Source organism: Flavobacterium sp. (genome assembly GCF_034111225.1).
Lineage (GTDB): Bacteria > Bacteroidota > Bacteroidia > Flavobacteriales > Flavobacteriaceae > Flavobacterium.
In genome coordinates this window covers 57,034-74,103 of record NZ_JAWUXR010000002.1, presented here as the reverse complement: position 1 = coordinate 74,103, position 17,070 = coordinate 57,034, and the positions used below count along the sequence as shown (strand labels likewise).

Here is a 17,070-nt window from a genome sequence, read left to right as displayed (position 1 = left end):
TTAATAATTATTTAAAGTTGTGATTATTCTATCGATTTCTATTTGATTCAGCGCTCCATTTAATGGAATACTTAAAACCTCATCGTGAATTTTTTCTGCAATAGGAAAAGACAAACAATTCCAATTTTTTAATGCTTTTTGTTTATGTGGCGGAATGGGATAATGAATCATCGTTTCAATTCCGTTTTTAAGTAAATATTCTTTCAATTCATTTCTGTTTGCTGTCCGAATTACAAACAAATGAAAAACATGATTTTCTGAATTATCCCAAAAAGGAAGAACTATTTTATTATTTTTAATTTCAGATAAATATCGTTTTGCAATTTTTCTTCGAATTTGATTTTCTTTATCTAATTCTGGTATTTTAACATTTAAAAAAGCAGCTTGAAGTTCATCTAAACGCGAATTAACTCCAATTATTTCGTTTTCATATTTCACTTTCGAACCATAATTTCGAAGAGAAAACAAAACCTCAGCTAATGCATCATCATTTGTGGTTATTGCTCCGGCATCGCCTAAAGCACCTAAGTTCTTTCCTGGATAAAAACTATAGGCTCTCATATTTTGATTTCCGATTCCAATTGCTCCATGCGCTTGAGCAGCATCTTCAATTACTAATAAATTATGTTTTTCAGCAATTGATTGAATTTCTTCCATTTCTGCTAATTGACCGTATAAATGTACTGGTAAAATAGCTTTGGTTTTATCCGATATTTTTTCTTCGATTAAATCGGAATTTATATTAAACGTTTCTAATTTTGGTTCAACCAAAACCGGAACTAAATCAGCTCCAAGAACAGCTAAAATTGTTGCGATATATGTATTTGAAGGAACAATGACTTCATCCCCTTTTTGTAACTTTCCTACCTGAATATAGGCTTTAAAAATTAAAACTAAAGCATCTAAACCATTACCAACACCTATACAATGTTTTGCTCCACAATACTGTGCAAAATTTTCTTCAAAAAGTTTTACTTCACTTCCCAAAATGTACCAGCCGCCTTCTAAAAATTGTTCCATTTTTTGTTTGAACGCAGTTTCAAAAGGTTGATTTACCTTCTTTAAATCGAGAAATTTTATCATATTAAAACATTGTCTAATTTAGAAAAAGAATCGGTTTCAATGGAATAGAAATTTTGAACAATTGTTCTCGCTCCAAAACTTTCTTTCCAATAATGTAAACTTTCATTTACTTGTCTTCCTTGATTTTCATTTGAAATTCCAAAATCAAAATACTTCTCATTTTTATATACAGATGAAATTAAATGATGGTATAAAAAATCAAGCCCCCCTAGCTCGTTATTAAAAGCTTTATTACCAGAAATATATTGAGGATGAATTACATTATTTGTTTCAAAAACAGTAACTCCGCCAACAATTTTATCATTCTGATAAACATTATATTGCTTAATTTGTTTTGGAAATTTAGATTTCAAATAAGTTATTTCAGCTAACGAATGAATAGGCTTTGCATTATAACGCTCTTTTAAGTTTGGAATTAATAATACATTCCAAAAAGATGTGAAATCATTTTCTTCTTTAACCACTAAACTGTTTACTTTACCTTTTTCAATTCCTCTTTTACGAACTCTAGAAACTGAAATTTGATTAGTAATATCTAAAACTGCTAATGCATCTCTCCTATCTAATTTGGCATCCAAAAGAAAGCAAATGTATTCCATTTCATCTGATGGAAAAGTATTATAAATTGATGGAATTATTTTTAACTCAACTCTAGAAATGGTGTTTTTATGTAAAAATTCTAAAATATTTTTCACAATTAAAACAACCTCCGATAAAATTATTTTCGAACTTAAAACAAGTCCGCCGTAAGTCAAACCTTGATGTGAATAAAGAGTCTTTCCTAATTTATGAGCAGGTAAAACAGCAACTAGTTTTTCTTTCTCATCAAAAATCATCAGGGAAAAATCATCAAAACTATTTTCATGATATTCCATAAAGTCGCGATGAAATAAAAATGTTGCATTCTTAGCATTTGCAACAAATGTATTCCAATCGTTATATTGGCTTGATTGATATCGCTGAACTTTGTAGTTACCCAATTGAAATTAATTTTCGGAAAATTACTAATTTTTTAATTCTTCGACAGCAGTTTTTACTATTTTCTAATAAAAATTATTATATTGGTACAGAAATATTTATTTATTTTTCATGATAAAAAAAATTACGCTTTCCCTATTCTTATTTTGCCTATTAATTCCTGAATCACTTTTTTCACAGGATATCTCTTTATATACGCAAATTAACGGTCGTTATGATTTCACATTTGTTGGAAACACATTAAACACCAATGAAAATTCGTTTATGTCAACACCAACAATCCTAACTAGCTCATCGGCAAACTTAGCATTAGGACCTAGTGATGTAATTGAAAGAGCGTATTTATATTGGGCAGGGTGTGGAACTGGAGATTTTGATGTTCAACTAAATGGAATTGATATAACACCGGATAGAACTTTTTCAATTGTACAAGCAAGTTCAGGATGGCCACATTTTAGCGCTTTTAAAGATATCACTGCACAAGTTCAAGCAACAGGCAACGGTACTTATACACTTTCCGACTTAGATTTAACCGCTGAAATTCCTCAATATTTTCAAAATAGAACCAATTTTGGAGGTTGGGCAATTATTGTCGTTTACCAAAACAATACACTTCCATTAAACCAATTGAATATTTATGATGGAATGCAAGCTGTTCCAGATAGAATTGACATTACATTAAGCAGCTTAAATGTTATAGATAATTTTGATGCAAAAATTGGTTTCCTTGCTTGGGAAGGTGATGTTGGGATAGCAAATAACGAGTCATTAACTATAAATGGAAATGTTTTAAGCAATCCACCTTTAAACCCAAGTAATAATGCTTTTAACAGTACAAATAGTGTAACAGGATCAAACACTCTTTACAATATGGATTTGGATATTTATAATATTCAAAACAACATCGCTGTTGGTGATACAACTGCAGACATTTCATTAACATCAAGCCAAGATTATGTAATGATTAATGCAATTGTCACTAAACTTAACAGTCAATTACCTGATGCGACAATAGTTCTAAATAGTTACACAACAGAATGTAATACTGGAATGATAGAAGTTGACTATACGGTTTTCAATGTTAACAGTACAGAATTTTTACCTGCAAACACGCCTATCACTTTTTACATTCAAAATACCGTTTTAGGAACTTTCTATACTCAAAATGATATTCCTATTGGAGGAAGTGAAAACGGCTCTGTAGTATTAAATATACCTAGTGCAGTTTCAACTAACTTTACTCTTACAGCTGTTGTTGACGATAATGGAACAGGAACAGGTATTGTTTCAGAACTTTTAGAAACAAACAATACGTTTGAAGCTTTAATAGACCTTAAAATTTCTCCAACTTTTAATTTTTTAACAGATTTACTATCATGTAATTTAGGGTTAACAAGAGCAATATTTGATTTTTCAAACTATGAAGAGCTTGTAAAAAGTGACCCGTCTCATATTGTTACTTTTCATGAAAGTTATAACGATGCCGTTTTGAATATAAATGAAATTTTCAATACAACTAACTACGAATCTCTAACAACACCTAAAGAAATTTTTATTAGAATTGAAAATGAATTTTGTTTTAGTATTACTTCTTTTAAACTAAGAACAAGAAATTGTCCTCCCGAAGTTTTCAATGCTGTTTCTGCAAATAACGATGGATTAAATGACGGTTTTTTCATTGAAGGTTTACGAGATATTTTTGTGAATTTTAAAATAGAAATATACAACCGTTGGGGCAGACATATTTGGACAGGCGACAACAGTCTGCCTGATTGGGATGGAAAAGTTTTAAAATCTGTTGGTCCAGATGATGCTCCTGCAGGAACTTATTATTATATTCTATACCTTAATGACCCTAATTATTCAGAACCATTAACAGGTTATTTGTACTTAACTCGATAGATGTAAAATAAAATGTTTTAACAATTGTTAAATTTTACTCATGAGAGATTTTTTCAACTTCTTTCTTTATATTAATCATTATATTTAGCAAAAATTTTAAGTAAAAAAATATGAAATTTTACAAAATACTACTCTTAATTTGTTTTAGCATTAGTTTGCAAGCACAAGATTATTTTCCAAAAAATGACGGTGTAAAACAAACTTTCAAAAATTATACTGCAATTACAAATGCAACAATTTACATTTCATCAACTAATAAAATTGAGAAGGCAACTTTATTAATAAAGGAAGATAAAATTATTGATGTTGGTACAAATATTAGCATTCCTAAAAACGCAGCAATTATAGATGCAACGGGAAAAACCATCTACCCATCCTTTATTGATTTATTTAGTGAATTTGGCATCCAAAAACCTGCTCAAAGGCCTAATGGAAATTTTACTCCACAATATGATTCTTCAAGAGATGGTTTTTACTGGAACGATCATGTAAAACCAGAATATAATGCTTTTGAAAACACAAATTATGATTCAAAAACTGCTGAATCATTAAGAAATATAGGTTTCGGAACAGTTTTAAGTCACCATAACGATGGAATTATTGCTGGTACTGGATTACTTTGGACGCTTAATGACGATACAAATAATGCAACTCGTATTTTAAATACTAAAATATCACAGCATTTTACTTTTAAGCGTAGTAATTTCACCAAACAATCTTACCCTTCTTCATTAATGGGTGGAATGGCTCTAATAAGACAAGTATATCATGATGCTGAATGGTACAGTAAAGGCTTTTCTACTACAAAAGATTTATCGTTAGAAAGTTTTAATGCTAATAAAAATTTAGTTCAAATTATTGAAGCCAACGATAAACTGAGTAGTCTAAGAGCAGCTAAAATTGGTAAAGAATTTGGAGTTAACTATATAATTAAAGGAAGTGGAAATGAATTTGAGCGTATAGACGAAATTAAAAAAACGGGAGCTACTTATATTATTCCTCTTAATTTCCCAGATGCATATGATGTTTCTGATTCTTATTTAGCGCAACAAGTTAGTGTGAGCGATATGAAATTTTGGAATCAAGCCCCTTTTAACTTAAAGATATTAGCAGAAAACAACATAAATTTTGTTTTAACTGCTTCAGATAACAAAAAACCAGAAGATTTTCTAACCAATTTAAGAAAAGCTGTTTTTTATGGTTTCCCGAAAGAAAAAGCAATTGCTGCATTAACTGAAAATCCAGCAAAAATACTTAAACAGTCAAGTTCAATTGGAAGTTTAGGAAAAGGGAAATTGGCAAATTTTATTATTACTTCGAAAGACATTTTTGAGGACGATGCTAAAATTAATGAAAACTGGGTTCAAGGAAATCGTTCAGTAATCAATAAAATGGACACTGATGATATTAGAGGTAAATATGATTTAGCTTTTAACAATGAAACTTTTGAATTAAACATTAAAGGTGAATTAGAAAAACTGGACGGAAAGGTTTCTAAAGACAGTATTAATTACGGAACGAAATTATCTTTTAATGAGCCTTGGTTATCTTTTGTTATTCGTACAAAAGACACTTTGAAATCGGAGTATTTACGTTTTACAGGAACTAAAATCAACAATCAACTACAAGGAAAAGTAGTTTTAGAAAATGGAAAAGAATCTTCTTGGACAGCAACTAAAAAAGACGTTTTAGAAAAGAAAGATGAAGATAAAAAAGAAGATAAAAAAATAGTTCCAGAAATGGTGGCAGTAACTTATCCAAACTTACCCTTTGGAAACAATGAAAAACCAAAACAACAAACCATTTTAGTTAAAAACACAACCGTTTGGACAGGTGAAAAAGAAGGGAACCTAACAGAAACTGATGTTTTAATTGAAAACGGGAAAATTACTAAAATCGGGAAAAATCTTTCTGCTAAAAGTGCTCTTGAAATTAATGGAACTGGTAAACACTTAACAGCCGGAATTATCGATGAACATTCACATATTGCAATTTCTAATGGAGTTAACGAAGGTGGCCAAAATTCTTCTGCTGAAGTTACCATTGAAGATGTTGTAAATTCAGATGACATCAATATCTACAGAAATTTATCTGGCGGAGTTACTTCTGCAAATTTATTACACGGTTCTGCAAATCCTATTGGAGGTCGTGCTGCTTTTATAAAATTAAAGTGGGGCTATACTCCAGATGAAATGATTATGAAAGAAGCTCCTAAGTACATAAAATTTGCATTAGGTGAAAACGTAAAACAATCAAACTGGGGTGATAATGCTAGAAATCGTTTTCCACAATCTCGTATGGGTGTTGAGCAAGTATACGAAGATTATTTCACAAGAGCTTTAGAATACGAAAAGGAATGGAAAGAATTCAAATCGAAAAAAGGTAAGAATAAAATAATGCCTCGTTTTGATATTGAAATGGAAGTTTTAGGTGAAATTTTGAACAAGAAAAGATTTATTACTTGTCACTCTTATGTTCAATCTGAAATTAATATGTTAATGAAAGTTGCCGATAAATACGGATTCAAAATCCAAACATTCACACACATTTTAGAAGGTTATAAACTAGCCGATAAAATGGCTGAACATGGCGTTGCAGGGTCTACATTTGCAGATTGGTGGGCTTATAAATTTGAAGTAAACGATGCCATTCCTTATAATGCAGCCTTAATGAACAGTCAAGGGGTTTTAGTTTCTATTAATTCTGATGATGCAGAAATGTCAAGAAGATTAAATCAAGAAGCAGCTAAAGCAGTAAAATATGGTGACGTTTCAGAAGAAACAGCTTGGAATTTTGTAACGTTAAACCCTGCTAAAATTTTACAAGTAGATGATAAAATTGGCAGCATTAAAGTAGGAAAACATGCAGATGTTGTTTTATGGACTGATAATCCGCTTTCTATTTATGCAAAAGCTGAAAAAACAATTATTGAAGGAGCAATTTTCTATGATTTAAATAAAGAACAAGAAAATTTAAATACGATTCAAAAAGAAAGAAGTGAACTTATCAATGCTATGTTAGAAGCTAAAAACAAAGGTTTAAAAACACAAGCACCTGTTAAAAAAGAAATCAAACATTACCATTGTGACACAATGGAATTACACAATTAAAAATTGATTTTTTAATAACATAAAAACATTCAAAATGAAAAAATATATTCTTTTATTATTAATGAGTTGTTTGGCTTTTGCACAACAAACTCCTGCTTCAAAACAAACCAAAAGCATTCTTATTATGGGCGGAAAAGCACATTTAGGAAATGGAGAAGTAATTGAAAATAGTTTAATTTCTATCGTTAACGGAAAAATAGGTGCAATTGGCGACGCAAGAGTTATGAAACCAATGAAACATGATGTTACTATTGATGCTTCAGGTAAACAAATTTACCCTGGTTTTATTGCTCCAAACACCACTTTAGGTTTAGTAGAAATTGATGCCGTAAGAGCTTCTGATGACGAAAGCGAAATGGGCGAATTCAATCCGCATATTAGAAGTTTAATCGCTTATAATACAGAATCTGTTTTAGTAGAAACTATGCGTCCAAATGGAGTTTTAGTTGCTCAAATTACTCCTAGAGGCGGAAGGATTTCTGGAACTTCTTCTGTTGTTCAATTAGATGCTTGGAATTGGGAAGATGCTGTTATTAAAGAAAATGGAGGAATTCATCTAAATTGGCCAAGAAGCTATTCTCGTTCTTGGTCTGACGGAGGAGCAATTCAACCAAATAAAAAATACGACGAACAACTTAAAGAAGTGCAAGAATTTTACAATAATGCCTCTGCATATTTAAAATCCACAAATGCAAAGAGAGACATTCCTTATGAAGCTATGAAAGGAATCGAATCTGGAGAAAAAACACTTTTCATTCATGCAAATGGAGAAAAAGAAATTATCGATGCTGTTTTATTCAAGATAAAGAACAACATCAAAAATATGACAATTGTTGGTGGATATTATGCTTATAAAGTTGCTGATTTATTAAAAGAAAATAATATTTCAGTCCTATTAAGACGTGTGCATGACTTACCAGTTTTAGAGGATGAAGATGTAAACCTTCCTTATAAAAACGCCAAATTATTAGTGGACAAAGGAATCTTAGTTGGTTTAGAGAACTCTGGAGATATGGAACGTATGCAAGCTCGTAATTTACCGTTTTATGCTGGTACTTGCGCAGCTTGGGGATTAAGTAAAGAAGAAGCTTTGAAATTAATTACTTTAAATACTGCTAAAATTTTAGGTATCGATGATAATTACGGTTCGTTAGAAAGTGGTAAAAGCGCTACTCTATTTATTTCAAACGGAGATGCTTTAGACATGAGAACGAACACCATTACAAAAGCTTTTATAGACGGTAGAGAAATAAGTTTAGAAAGTCACCAAACTGAACTTTACGAACGTTATAAAGGAAAATACGAAAACGAGAATTCAAACAAATAATTACATAAAGCCTTTTCAAATTGAAAAGGCTTTTTTTTTGTAGTTTTGCAACTAAATAAAACGTTTCATGAAACAAATTACTTCAGTTCAAAATCCTTTTATTAAATCGCTTGTACAACTTCAAGAAAAAGCAAAAAGTCGTAAACAAACGGGTACTTTTTTAATTGAAGGGAAACGTGAAATTGAATTGGCTTTAAAAGGAAACTATGAATTAGAAACTATTTTATTTTTACCTGAAATTATTTCTGAAGAACAAATTAACAAATTAACAAATCAACAGTTAAACGTTATTGAAATTTCAAAAGACGTTTATCAAAAATTAGCCTACAGAGATTCAACAGAAGGAATAATTGCGGTTGCAAAAAGCAAATCGTTACAATTGTCTGATTTAAAATTAAAAAAAAATCCGTTAATTTTAGTTTTAGAAAGCATTGAAAAACCTGGAAATATTGGCGCAATGTTACGTACTGCTGATGCTGCAAATATCGATGCAGTTATTATTGCCAATCCTAAAAGTGACATTTACAATCCAAATAATATTCGCTCTAGCGTTGGTTGTGTGTTTACCAATCAAATTGCTGTTTGTACTACAGAAGAAGCAATTGCGTTTTTAAAAGAAAACAACATTGCTATTTACAGCGCAACACTTCAAAACTCAAACGAATACCATAAAGAAAGTTATATTTCGGCAACTGCATTAGTTGTGGGTACAGAAGCAACTGGTGTTTCTCAAACATTTAGAGATAATACCACACAAAATATTATTATTCCTATGCAAGGTGAAATCGATTCTATGAATGTTTCTGTAGCAGCTGCAATTTTACTATTTGAAGCAAAAAGACAAAGGAATTTTAAATAACTATTTCAATTCAACTTAATTGCTTTAAATCTATTGCACAGTCCATATCTTTGTTATAACTTTAGTGTTTAAAGACCTACTATGACCGAGATAGATATAGAAGTTGAAAACAAGGCAATTGCGCAAGAATACAAAGAACTTCTTCGTATAAGTTACCAAACCCTTAGTGCTGAAGACAAAAAACTAATCCGAAAAGCTTTTGATGTTGCTGTTGATGCACATAAAGATCAAAGAAGAAAATCAGGCGAAGCTTATATATTTCACCCAATTGCTGTTGCAAAAATAGTAGCAAGAGATATTGGTCTTGGAGCAACTTCAATTGCTGCTGCTTTAATGCACGACGTAGTTGAAGACACAGACATTACAGTACAAGACATTGAAAAAATGTTCAACCCAAGTATTGCTAAAATTGTTGAAGGCCTTACCAAAATAGCTAAAGTTAAAACGGACCAAGATGTAAGTATTCAAGCAGAGAATTTTAGAAAAATGCTTCTGACATTACATGATGATGTACGTGTAATTTTAATCAAAATTGCAGATAGATTGCATAATATGCAAACTATGGAAAGTATGGTAGATTATAAGCAAGCTAAAATTGCATCTGAAACGTTATACATTTATGCACCACTCGCCCATCGTTTAGGTTTATACAATATTAAAACTCAATTAGAGGATTTAGGTCTTAAATATACTGAACCCGAAGTTTTCCAAGATATTGTCAGTAAAATAAAAGAAACAAAAGAAGAACAAGACGAATACATTAAAGCAATTTCTGAAGTTATTGGAAATTCACTTAGAGATGAAGGTGTAGAATTTACTTTGAAAGGAAGGCCAAAATCAATCTATTCAATTAGAAGGAAAATGAAGGCTCAAGGCGTTACTTTTGATGAAGTTTACGACAAGTTTGCGCTTCGCATTGTTTACAAATCTGCCCCACATGATGAAAAGTTCTTAGCTTGGAAAATATATTCAGTTGTAACAGATCATTATAGACCGAGTCCAAGTAGATTACGCGATTGGATTTCATCGCCAAAATCTTCTGGGTATGAGGCCTTGCACATTACTGTGATGGGACCAAAAGGCCGCTGGGTTGAAATTCAAGTTCGTAGTGAACGCATGAACGAAATTGCAGAAAAAGGCTATGCAGCACATTATAAATATAAAAACGTAGATAGTGAAGAACATGGTTTAGAGATTTGGTTAAACCAATTAAAAGAAGCTCTAGAAAATCAATCTTCTAATGCAGTAGATTTTGTTGAAGACTTTAAATTAAACTTATACGCTAAAGAAATATATATATTTACTCCAAAAGGAGACATTAAATCATTACCAAAAGGAGCAACGAGTTTAGATTTTGCTTTTAGTATACATTCAGAAATAGGAATTCATACAAGAGGAACAAAAGTTAATGGAAAATTAGTTCCCCTTAATCATATTTTAAACAGTGGAGATCAGGTAGAAATAATTACTTCACCTGTTCAAAAACCAACAATTCATTGGTTAGACTATGTTACCACTTCAAGAGCAAAGACTAAAATTAAAAATGTATTAAACGAGAATATAAAGAAAATTGCCGAAGACGGTAAAGAACTGCTAACTCGTAAACTACGTCACTTAAAAGTTACATTAAACGAAAACACTATAAATGAATTAGTAGCTTTTTTCAAGGTACAAACCAGTTTAGATTTATTTTATCGAATAGGTATTGGAGCAATTGAAAACCAGCAATTGAAAGATTTTGTTGCACAAAAAAACAACACTTTAGTCAATTTCTTCAAAAAACCATTTACAAGATCTCCAACAGTCAAACCAGAACAAATTAATAAAAATGAGATAGACAAAAGGTATGATTTATTAGTATTTGGAGCAGAACAGTCTAAACTTGATTATAAGTTTTCTAGTTGTTGTAATCCAATTCCTGGTGATGAAGTATTTGGATTCCTTACAATTAATGAAGGAATCAAAATTCATAAAAAAGATTGTCCGAATGCCATAAGTCTTCAGTCTAACTATGCGTATAGAATTATGCAAGCTAAGTGGATAGATTCTAGCAAAGAAGAGTTTAGAGCACTTTTAAAAATAACAGGAATGGATACTTTAGGTTTAACCAATGAACTTACAAAAGTAATATCCAATCAAATGCATGTTAACATTCAAAATATTTCTTTAAACGGAGATGCTGGAATTTTTAACGGTGAAATAACAGTTATAGTTCAAAACAACACTATTCTTAAAAAGTTAATTGATAATATTAAAAAAGTAGATGGAATTGACAAGGTAACAAGGGTTTATAATACTTAATTTATGAAGATAATAACTTTAATTATATATTTTTTGAGTTTAAGTTCATTTTCACAAAACAAAGGTGCAAATCATTGGTTAGACCAGAATGGTGATTTTGTTGAGAAAAATAATAGAATGTCGCTCTATAAGTCATTTCCAGATAATTCTGTTGGGTTCCGAAAAACAATAGATAGCGGAATGGTTTATCAATATAATTCTCCAAAATATTCTACATACAAAGTAGACTACGAGATAATAAAAAAAGAGATTGAAAAAATCACTAATAAGACCTTTAATGATTCTACAATTTTTTTATTAAACTTTAATTATTTCAATGATAACTGTTCTGATTGGTTTTCTAATAATATGACCAAATCATTAATTTATAATAGAAAAGAATCCTTGAATTCTATTAAAAAGCAGTTGGAAAAAAAATATATTAATGTAGTTTTTTTAAGCTTTTTTGATGTCAGTATAAAACTGAAAAATAGTGTAAATTCAAAAAGAGAATATTTTTACTCAGATAGTAATTCATTTTTTAGATTAAACTTATTTACACATCCTACCGTTTGCGGTTCTTTCGGTTTAATAAAACCAAATGGAGAAACATTAATACGAAATGGAGAATATAGACCTGATTCAATGGCTGATCATTTAGATAATGAAATTTGGAATAGTATTTTTCAACAATAAGTGTTCATTGTTTGTTTATAATAGAGTAAAGTCAATCAAAAAATAAAACTATCTTTGCGACTTATTAGTTTTAACTAAATGGAAAACAACAAAAATCAAGAAATTGTAAAGAATGTTTTTACGAAGTATTTAGAAGAAAATGCACATCGTAAAACTCCTGAACGATACGCAATTCTTCTAGAAATTTACAATACCAAAGAACATTTTGATATTGAATCTTTGTACATTAAAATGAAGAATAAAAACTATCGTGTTAGTAGAGCAACTCTATACAATACTATTGAACTTCTTTTAGAGTGCGGATTAGTAAGACGTCATCAATTTGGTCAAAATCAAGCACATTATGAAAAATGTTATTTTGACAAACAACATGATCATATTATCATCGCAGATTCTGGTGAAGTAATTGAATTTTGTGATCCAAGAATTCAACAAATAAAACAAACTATGGAAGAAATGTTTGGAATCGATATTCATTCGCATTCTCTATATTTCTATGCCACAAAAAAACAACAATAAACTACTCAATAACAACAACAAACAACTAAAAAAATGACTGTAGACTTACTACTAGGATTACAATGGGGTGATGAAGGAAAAGGAAAGATTGTAGATGTATTAACCTCAAAATATGACATTATCGCACGTTTTCAAGGTGGACCAAATGCTGGTCATACTCTTGAATTTGACGGAATTAAACATGTCTTAAGAACTATTCCTTCTGGAATTTTTCATAAAAATGCAAAAAACGTTATTGGAAACGGTGTAGTTATTGACCCGGTAGTTTTCCAAAAAGAACTGGAAGGTTTAGAAAAATTCAAAATGGATGTAACTTCTAAACTTTTAATTTCTAGAAAAGCTCACTTAATTTTACCAACTCATCGCTTACTTGATGCTGCTTCTGAAGCTTCAAAAGGAAAAGCAAAAATTGGTTCTACTTTAAAAGGTATTGGACCAACTTATATGGACAAAACAGGTAGAAACGGCTTACGTGTTGGAGATACTGAATTAGTAGATTTTAAAGAAAGATATAGAGCTTTAGCTGACAAGCATGAATCTATGATTGCTTTTTACGATGTAGCTTTAGAATATGATTTAAAAGAAATGGAAGAAGAATTTTTTGCTTCTATTGAGGTACTTAAGAAATTAACTTTCATTGATAGTGAAGAATATTTAAACCAAGCCTTAAAAGCAGGTAAATCTATTTTAGCTGAAGGTGCACAAGGTTCACTTTTAGATATTGATTTTGGAACATATCCATTTGTAACTTCATCTACTACTACTGCTGCTGGTGCATGTACAGGTTTAGGAATTGCTCCAAATAAAGTAAAAGAAGTTTATGGAATTTTCAAAGCATACACAACTCGTGTAGGTAGCGGACCTTTTCCTACTGAATTATTTAATGAAGAAGGAATAACTATGGCTAAAGTAGGTAACGAATTTGGAGCCGTAACAGGTCGCCCAAGACGTTGCGGATGGTTAGATTTAGTTGCTCTTAAATATGCCGTTCAAGTAAATGGTGTTACGCAATTATACATGATGAAAGGCGATGTTCTTTCTGGCTTTGATACTTTAGACATTTGCACAGGTTATAAATACAAAGGTGAAGTAATTGCACATTTGCCTTATAATATTGAGCCAGAAAATGTTGAACCTATTTTCACAACTATGAAAGGTTGGAAAGCTGATTTAACAAAAATGACTACTTATGAGGAATTACCTTCTGAATTTAAAGAATACATTGCTTTCATTGAAAAAGAAGTAGAAGTCCCTATTAAAGTAATCTCGGTAGGACCAGATAGAAAACAAACAATTACTAAGTAATATTTTAAAACGTCTCTTTTACAGGAGACGTTTTTTTTATGATAAAAAAATCTTAATAATAAAGTGCCTTTCGACTTTTTACTTAAATTTGAATCAAAATAATTTTACTTTGAAAAAACATCTCTTATATATTTTAAGTTTAACATTATTAAGCTTTATAACTTTTGCTCAAGAATCTAAGAAAATTGTCATTGAACATTCAGATTTCATTGACATGAATCAGAATGAAATTCCTGGAGCAATTGTTTTTACAGGAAACGTAAGTGTTCTTCATAATGGAGTTCAAATAAAATGTAACAAAGCCTATCATTTTAAGGATGAAGATTACATTAAGGCATTTGGAAATGTACAAATCAACCAAGGTGATTCCATTTTTATGAACAGTCGTTATGCGGAATACAATGGTAAAACCGAATTTGCTTTCGCAACAGGAGATGTAAATCTTCGTTCGCCAGAATCTACTTTAGCTACTGATACAGTTTTTTTTGATAAAAAAAGACAAATTGCTTTTTACAACAGTTATGGAACTATTCGAAATAAAGAAAACACTTTAAAAAGTAAATCGGGAAAATATTTTCTTTCAGAAAAAAAATACCAATTTACTTCAGCAGTAACAGTTACAAACCCTAAAAGCACAATAAAAACAAATCATTTAGATTTTTATGAAAACTCTGGTCATGCTTATGTTTTCGGACCATCAACCATTACGAGTAAAGACAATGTCATTTATACCGAAAAAGGGTTTTACGATACTAAAACAGGAATTGGAAAACTTAAAAAAGGTTCAAAAATCAGCTATAGCAATAAAGTTATTGAAGGAGATGACTTATATTATGATAGAGAAAAAAACTATTCTCGAGGAATTAATAATGTAAAAATTACCGACACTACTAATAATTTAGTTGCTAAAGGACATTATGCTGAAATGTATAGAAATCCTATAACGCGAAAAGATTCAATTATACTAACTAAAAGAGCAGTTGTAATTACAAAAGTTGAGAAAGACTCACTTTACATGCACGGTAAAAAAATACAAGTCACTGGTCCGCCAGAAAACAGAATCATCAAAGCATTCAATAATGTGCGTTTTTATAAAACGGATATGAGCGGAAAATGTGACTCTCTGCATTCAAGCAATAAAACAGCATTAACACAGTTAATTGGAAAACCTGTTATTTGGAATTTCGATAATCAAATGACTGGTGATGTTATTCATTTAATTGGCAATAATCAATCTGAAAAATTGGACTCGTTAAAAGTGCTAAACAACGCATTTTTAATTCAAAAAGATACTTTAAGTAAGAACGGATACAACCAAATTAAAGGTCAGAATTTATACGGTAAATTTGTAGAAAACAGCCTTAATGAAGTTGATATTGTTAAAAATGCAGAAGTTATTTATTACTTGTACAATGATGCTAATGAATTAATTGGAATCAATAAAAGTGTTTGTAGTAAAATTAACTTGATGCTTAATAAAAATAAAATTGAAACAATTACGTTTTTTAAAAATACTGAAGGAGAGATTTATCCAGAATCAGAGTTTCCAGAAAACGCAAGAAAGCTTCGAGGATTTACTTGGCGTGGAGACGAAAGAATAAAATCTAAAGATGATATTTTTCCTGAAGAAGAAAACATTATTCACGACAAAATAGTGATTGAAACTAAGAAGAAAGAAATGGAAGAAAATGTTCCTATGGAAATTTTAAAGGAAACACTAGAATACGATAAAAAAAATCCTAAAAAAGAATAAGCAGTATTCAGATTACTTATAACCTACTTACCTTCAAAAAATGATTGAAGATTTTTTTAAATACCAAGCCCAAACAACAGAACATCCTCTTGCCATGGAAGTATCCCATGCAAAAGGATCATACATATACAATACAAACGGAAAAGCATACTTAGACTTTGTAGCTGGTGTATCTGCAAACACTTTAGGACATCAACCTAAAAGAGTTAACGATGCTATAAAAGCGCAATTAGACAAATATTCTCATGTTATGGTTTACGGAGAATATGCTCAAAGCCCAGCAACCGAACTTTGTAAATTATTAGCTCAAAACTTACCTTCACCTTTAACGAAAACTTATCTAACCAATTCAGGAACAGAGGCCATAGAAGGTGCTTTAAAACTTGCCCGAAGAGTTACAGGAAGAAGTGAGTTAATCTCTTGCCACAATGCTTATCATGGGAATACAATGGGAAGCATGAGTGTTATGGGATTTGAAGAACGCAAACAAGTTTTTAGACCTTTAATTCCCGATGTGGCTTTTATTACATTTAACAATGAAGCTGATTTACAAAAAATCACTACAAAAACTGCGGGTGTACTTTTAGAAACAATTCAAGGAGGAGCTGGATTCATTCAACCTGAAAATAATTTCTTGAAAAAAGTAAAACAACGTTGTGAAGAAGTTGGCGCATTAATGATTCTCGACGAAATTCAACCTGGTTTTGGTCGTACTGGAAAATTATTCGGATTTGAAAATTATGATGTTGTACCGGATGTAGTCGTAATGGGAAAAGGTATGGGCGGCGGAATGCCAGTTGGTGCTTTTACAGCTTCAAAAGAAATGATGGATTTATTAAGTCACGACCCAAAACTAGGACACATTACTACTTTTGGAGGTCATCCAGTAATTGCGGCTGCTTGTTTGGCTACTTTACAAGAACTTACCGAAACAAACTTAATAGCCGAAACACTAGAAAAAGAAGCCTTATTTAGAAAAACTTTAGTTCACCCGTTAATTAAAGAAATAAGAGGAAAAGGATTGATGCTTGCTGCCATGACAGAAAGTCCGAATATAGCAACAGAAGTCATTTTAAAATGTCAAGAAAAGGGACTTATTTTATTTTGGTTACTCTTTGAAGGCAGCGCTATACGTATAACTCCACCATTAACAATTTCAAATGAAGAAATTATTAAAGGCTGTGGCATTATTCTTGAAGTACTTAATGAAATTAAATAGTTGAAGTAAAATTTAATTTAGAATTGAAAAAATTGTAAC

12 protein-coding genes are annotated in these 17,070 nt (G+C 30.8%); 10 read left to right on the top strand and 2 right to left on the bottom strand.

Annotated elements, in window-relative coordinates; all coding sequences use genetic code 11:
• Positions 1-1,083, bottom strand: coding sequence for a DegT/DnrJ/EryC1/StrS family aminotransferase (locus UXY25_RS00620; protein ID WP_320814058.1), 1,083 nt, complete (start codon positions 1,081-1,083; stop codon positions 1-3).
• Complete coding sequence (locus tag UXY25_RS00615) at positions 1,080-2,063, bottom strand: GNAT family N-acetyltransferase (protein WP_320814057.1); 984 nt, start codon at positions 2,061-2,063, stop codon at positions 1,080-1,082. The genes UXY25_RS00620 and UXY25_RS00615 overlap by 4 nt, the downstream gene beginning before the upstream one ends.
• 109 nt (positions 2,064-2,172) lie before the next feature.
• On the opposite strand from UXY25_RS00615, the gene UXY25_RS00610 reads away from it, so the two are divergent.
• The 10 genes from UXY25_RS00610 to UXY25_RS00565 all read left to right on the top strand — a co-directional run bounded on the left by UXY25_RS00610 (position 2,173) and on the right by UXY25_RS00565 (position 17,031).
• Positions 2,173-3,963 carry a gliding motility-associated C-terminal domain-containing protein gene (locus UXY25_RS00610; protein WP_320814056.1) on the top strand — a complete coding sequence of 597 codons (1,791 nt, stop codon included), beginning with the start codon at positions 2,173-2,175 and terminating at the stop codon, positions 3,961-3,963.
• 110 nt (positions 3,964-4,073) lie between these two features.
• Positions 4,074-7,073: an amidohydrolase family protein gene (locus tag UXY25_RS00605; RefSeq protein WP_320814055.1), complete on the top strand. Its 3,000-nt coding sequence runs from the start codon at positions 4,074-4,076 to the stop codon at positions 7,071-7,073.
• Between the two features lie 34 nt (positions 7,074-7,107).
• The gene (locus UXY25_RS00600; RefSeq protein WP_320814054.1) at positions 7,108-8,400 is read left to right on the top strand and encodes an amidohydrolase family protein; all 1,293 of its coding nucleotides are present in this window, start codon (positions 7,108-7,110) and stop codon (positions 8,398-8,400) included.
• Between the two features lie 67 nt (positions 8,401-8,467).
• Positions 8,468-9,259, top strand: a complete 792-nt coding sequence (locus UXY25_RS00595; protein WP_320814053.1) for an RNA methyltransferase — start codon at positions 8,468-8,470, stop codon at positions 9,257-9,259.
• Positions 9,260-9,340: 81 nt separating this feature from the next.
• Complete coding sequence (locus tag UXY25_RS00590; protein ID WP_320814052.1) at positions 9,341-11,560, top strand: RelA/SpoT family protein; 2,220 nt, start codon at positions 9,341-9,343, stop codon at positions 11,558-11,560.
• Between the two features lie 3 nt (positions 11,561-11,563).
• Positions 11,564-12,235, top strand: a complete 672-nt coding sequence (locus UXY25_RS00585) for a hypothetical protein (RefSeq protein WP_320814051.1) — start codon at positions 11,564-11,566, stop codon at positions 12,233-12,235.
• Between the two features lie 78 nt (positions 12,236-12,313).
• Positions 12,314-12,754 (top strand): transcriptional repressor, encoded by a 441-nt coding sequence (locus tag UXY25_RS00580; protein ID WP_320814050.1) that lies wholly within the window; start codon positions 12,314-12,316, stop codon positions 12,752-12,754.
• Positions 12,755-12,787: 33 nt separating this feature from the next.
• Entirely contained in the window at positions 12,788-14,059 is a 1,272-nt protein-coding gene (locus tag UXY25_RS00575) for an adenylosuccinate synthase (protein WP_320814049.1), read from the top strand.
• A 109-nt stretch (positions 14,060-14,168) separates the two neighbouring features.
• The gene (locus UXY25_RS00570; RefSeq protein ID WP_320814048.1) at positions 14,169-15,812 is read left to right on the top strand and encodes an OstA-like protein; all 1,644 of its coding nucleotides are present in this window, start codon (positions 14,169-14,171) and stop codon (positions 15,810-15,812) included.
• A gap of 40 nt (positions 15,813-15,852) precedes the next feature.
• On the top strand, positions 15,853-17,031 hold the full coding sequence (locus UXY25_RS00565) for an aspartate aminotransferase family protein (RefSeq protein WP_320814047.1): 1,179 nt from the start codon (positions 15,853-15,855) through the stop codon (positions 17,029-17,031).
• The last annotated feature ends 39 nt before the right edge of the window (positions 17,032-17,070 follow it).

Excerpts from the sequence above, each read along its gene's own strand:
- UXY25_RS00620 (WP_320814058.1), bottom strand. The coding sequence starts at position 1,083 with ATGATAAAATTTCTCGATTTAAAGAAGGTAAATCAACCTTTTGAAACT.
- UXY25_RS00610 (WP_320814056.1), top strand. The coding sequence starts at position 2,173 with ATGATAAAAAAAATTACGCTTTCCCTATTCTTATTTTGCCTATTAATT.
- UXY25_RS00605 (WP_320814055.1), top strand. The coding sequence starts at position 4,074 with ATGAAATTTTACAAAATACTACTCTTAATTTGTTTTAGCATTAGTTTG.
- UXY25_RS00600 (WP_320814054.1), top strand. The coding sequence starts at position 7,108 with ATGAAAAAATATATTCTTTTATTATTAATGAGTTGTTTGGCTTTTGCA.
- UXY25_RS00595 (WP_320814053.1), top strand. The coding sequence starts at position 8,468 with ATGAAACAAATTACTTCAGTTCAAAATCCTTTTATTAAATCGCTTGTA.
- UXY25_RS00590 (WP_320814052.1), top strand. The coding sequence starts at position 9,341 with ATGACCGAGATAGATATAGAAGTTGAAAACAAGGCAATTGCGCAAGAA.
- UXY25_RS00585 (WP_320814051.1), top strand. The coding sequence starts at position 11,564 with ATGAAGATAATAACTTTAATTATATATTTTTTGAGTTTAAGTTCATTT.
- UXY25_RS00580 (WP_320814050.1), top strand. The coding sequence starts at position 12,314 with ATGGAAAACAACAAAAATCAAGAAATTGTAAAGAATGTTTTTACGAAG.
- UXY25_RS00575 (WP_320814049.1), top strand. The coding sequence starts at position 12,788 with ATGACTGTAGACTTACTACTAGGATTACAATGGGGTGATGAAGGAAAA.
- UXY25_RS00565 (WP_320814047.1), top strand. The coding sequence starts at position 15,853 with ATGATTGAAGATTTTTTTAAATACCAAGCCCAAACAACAGAACATCCT.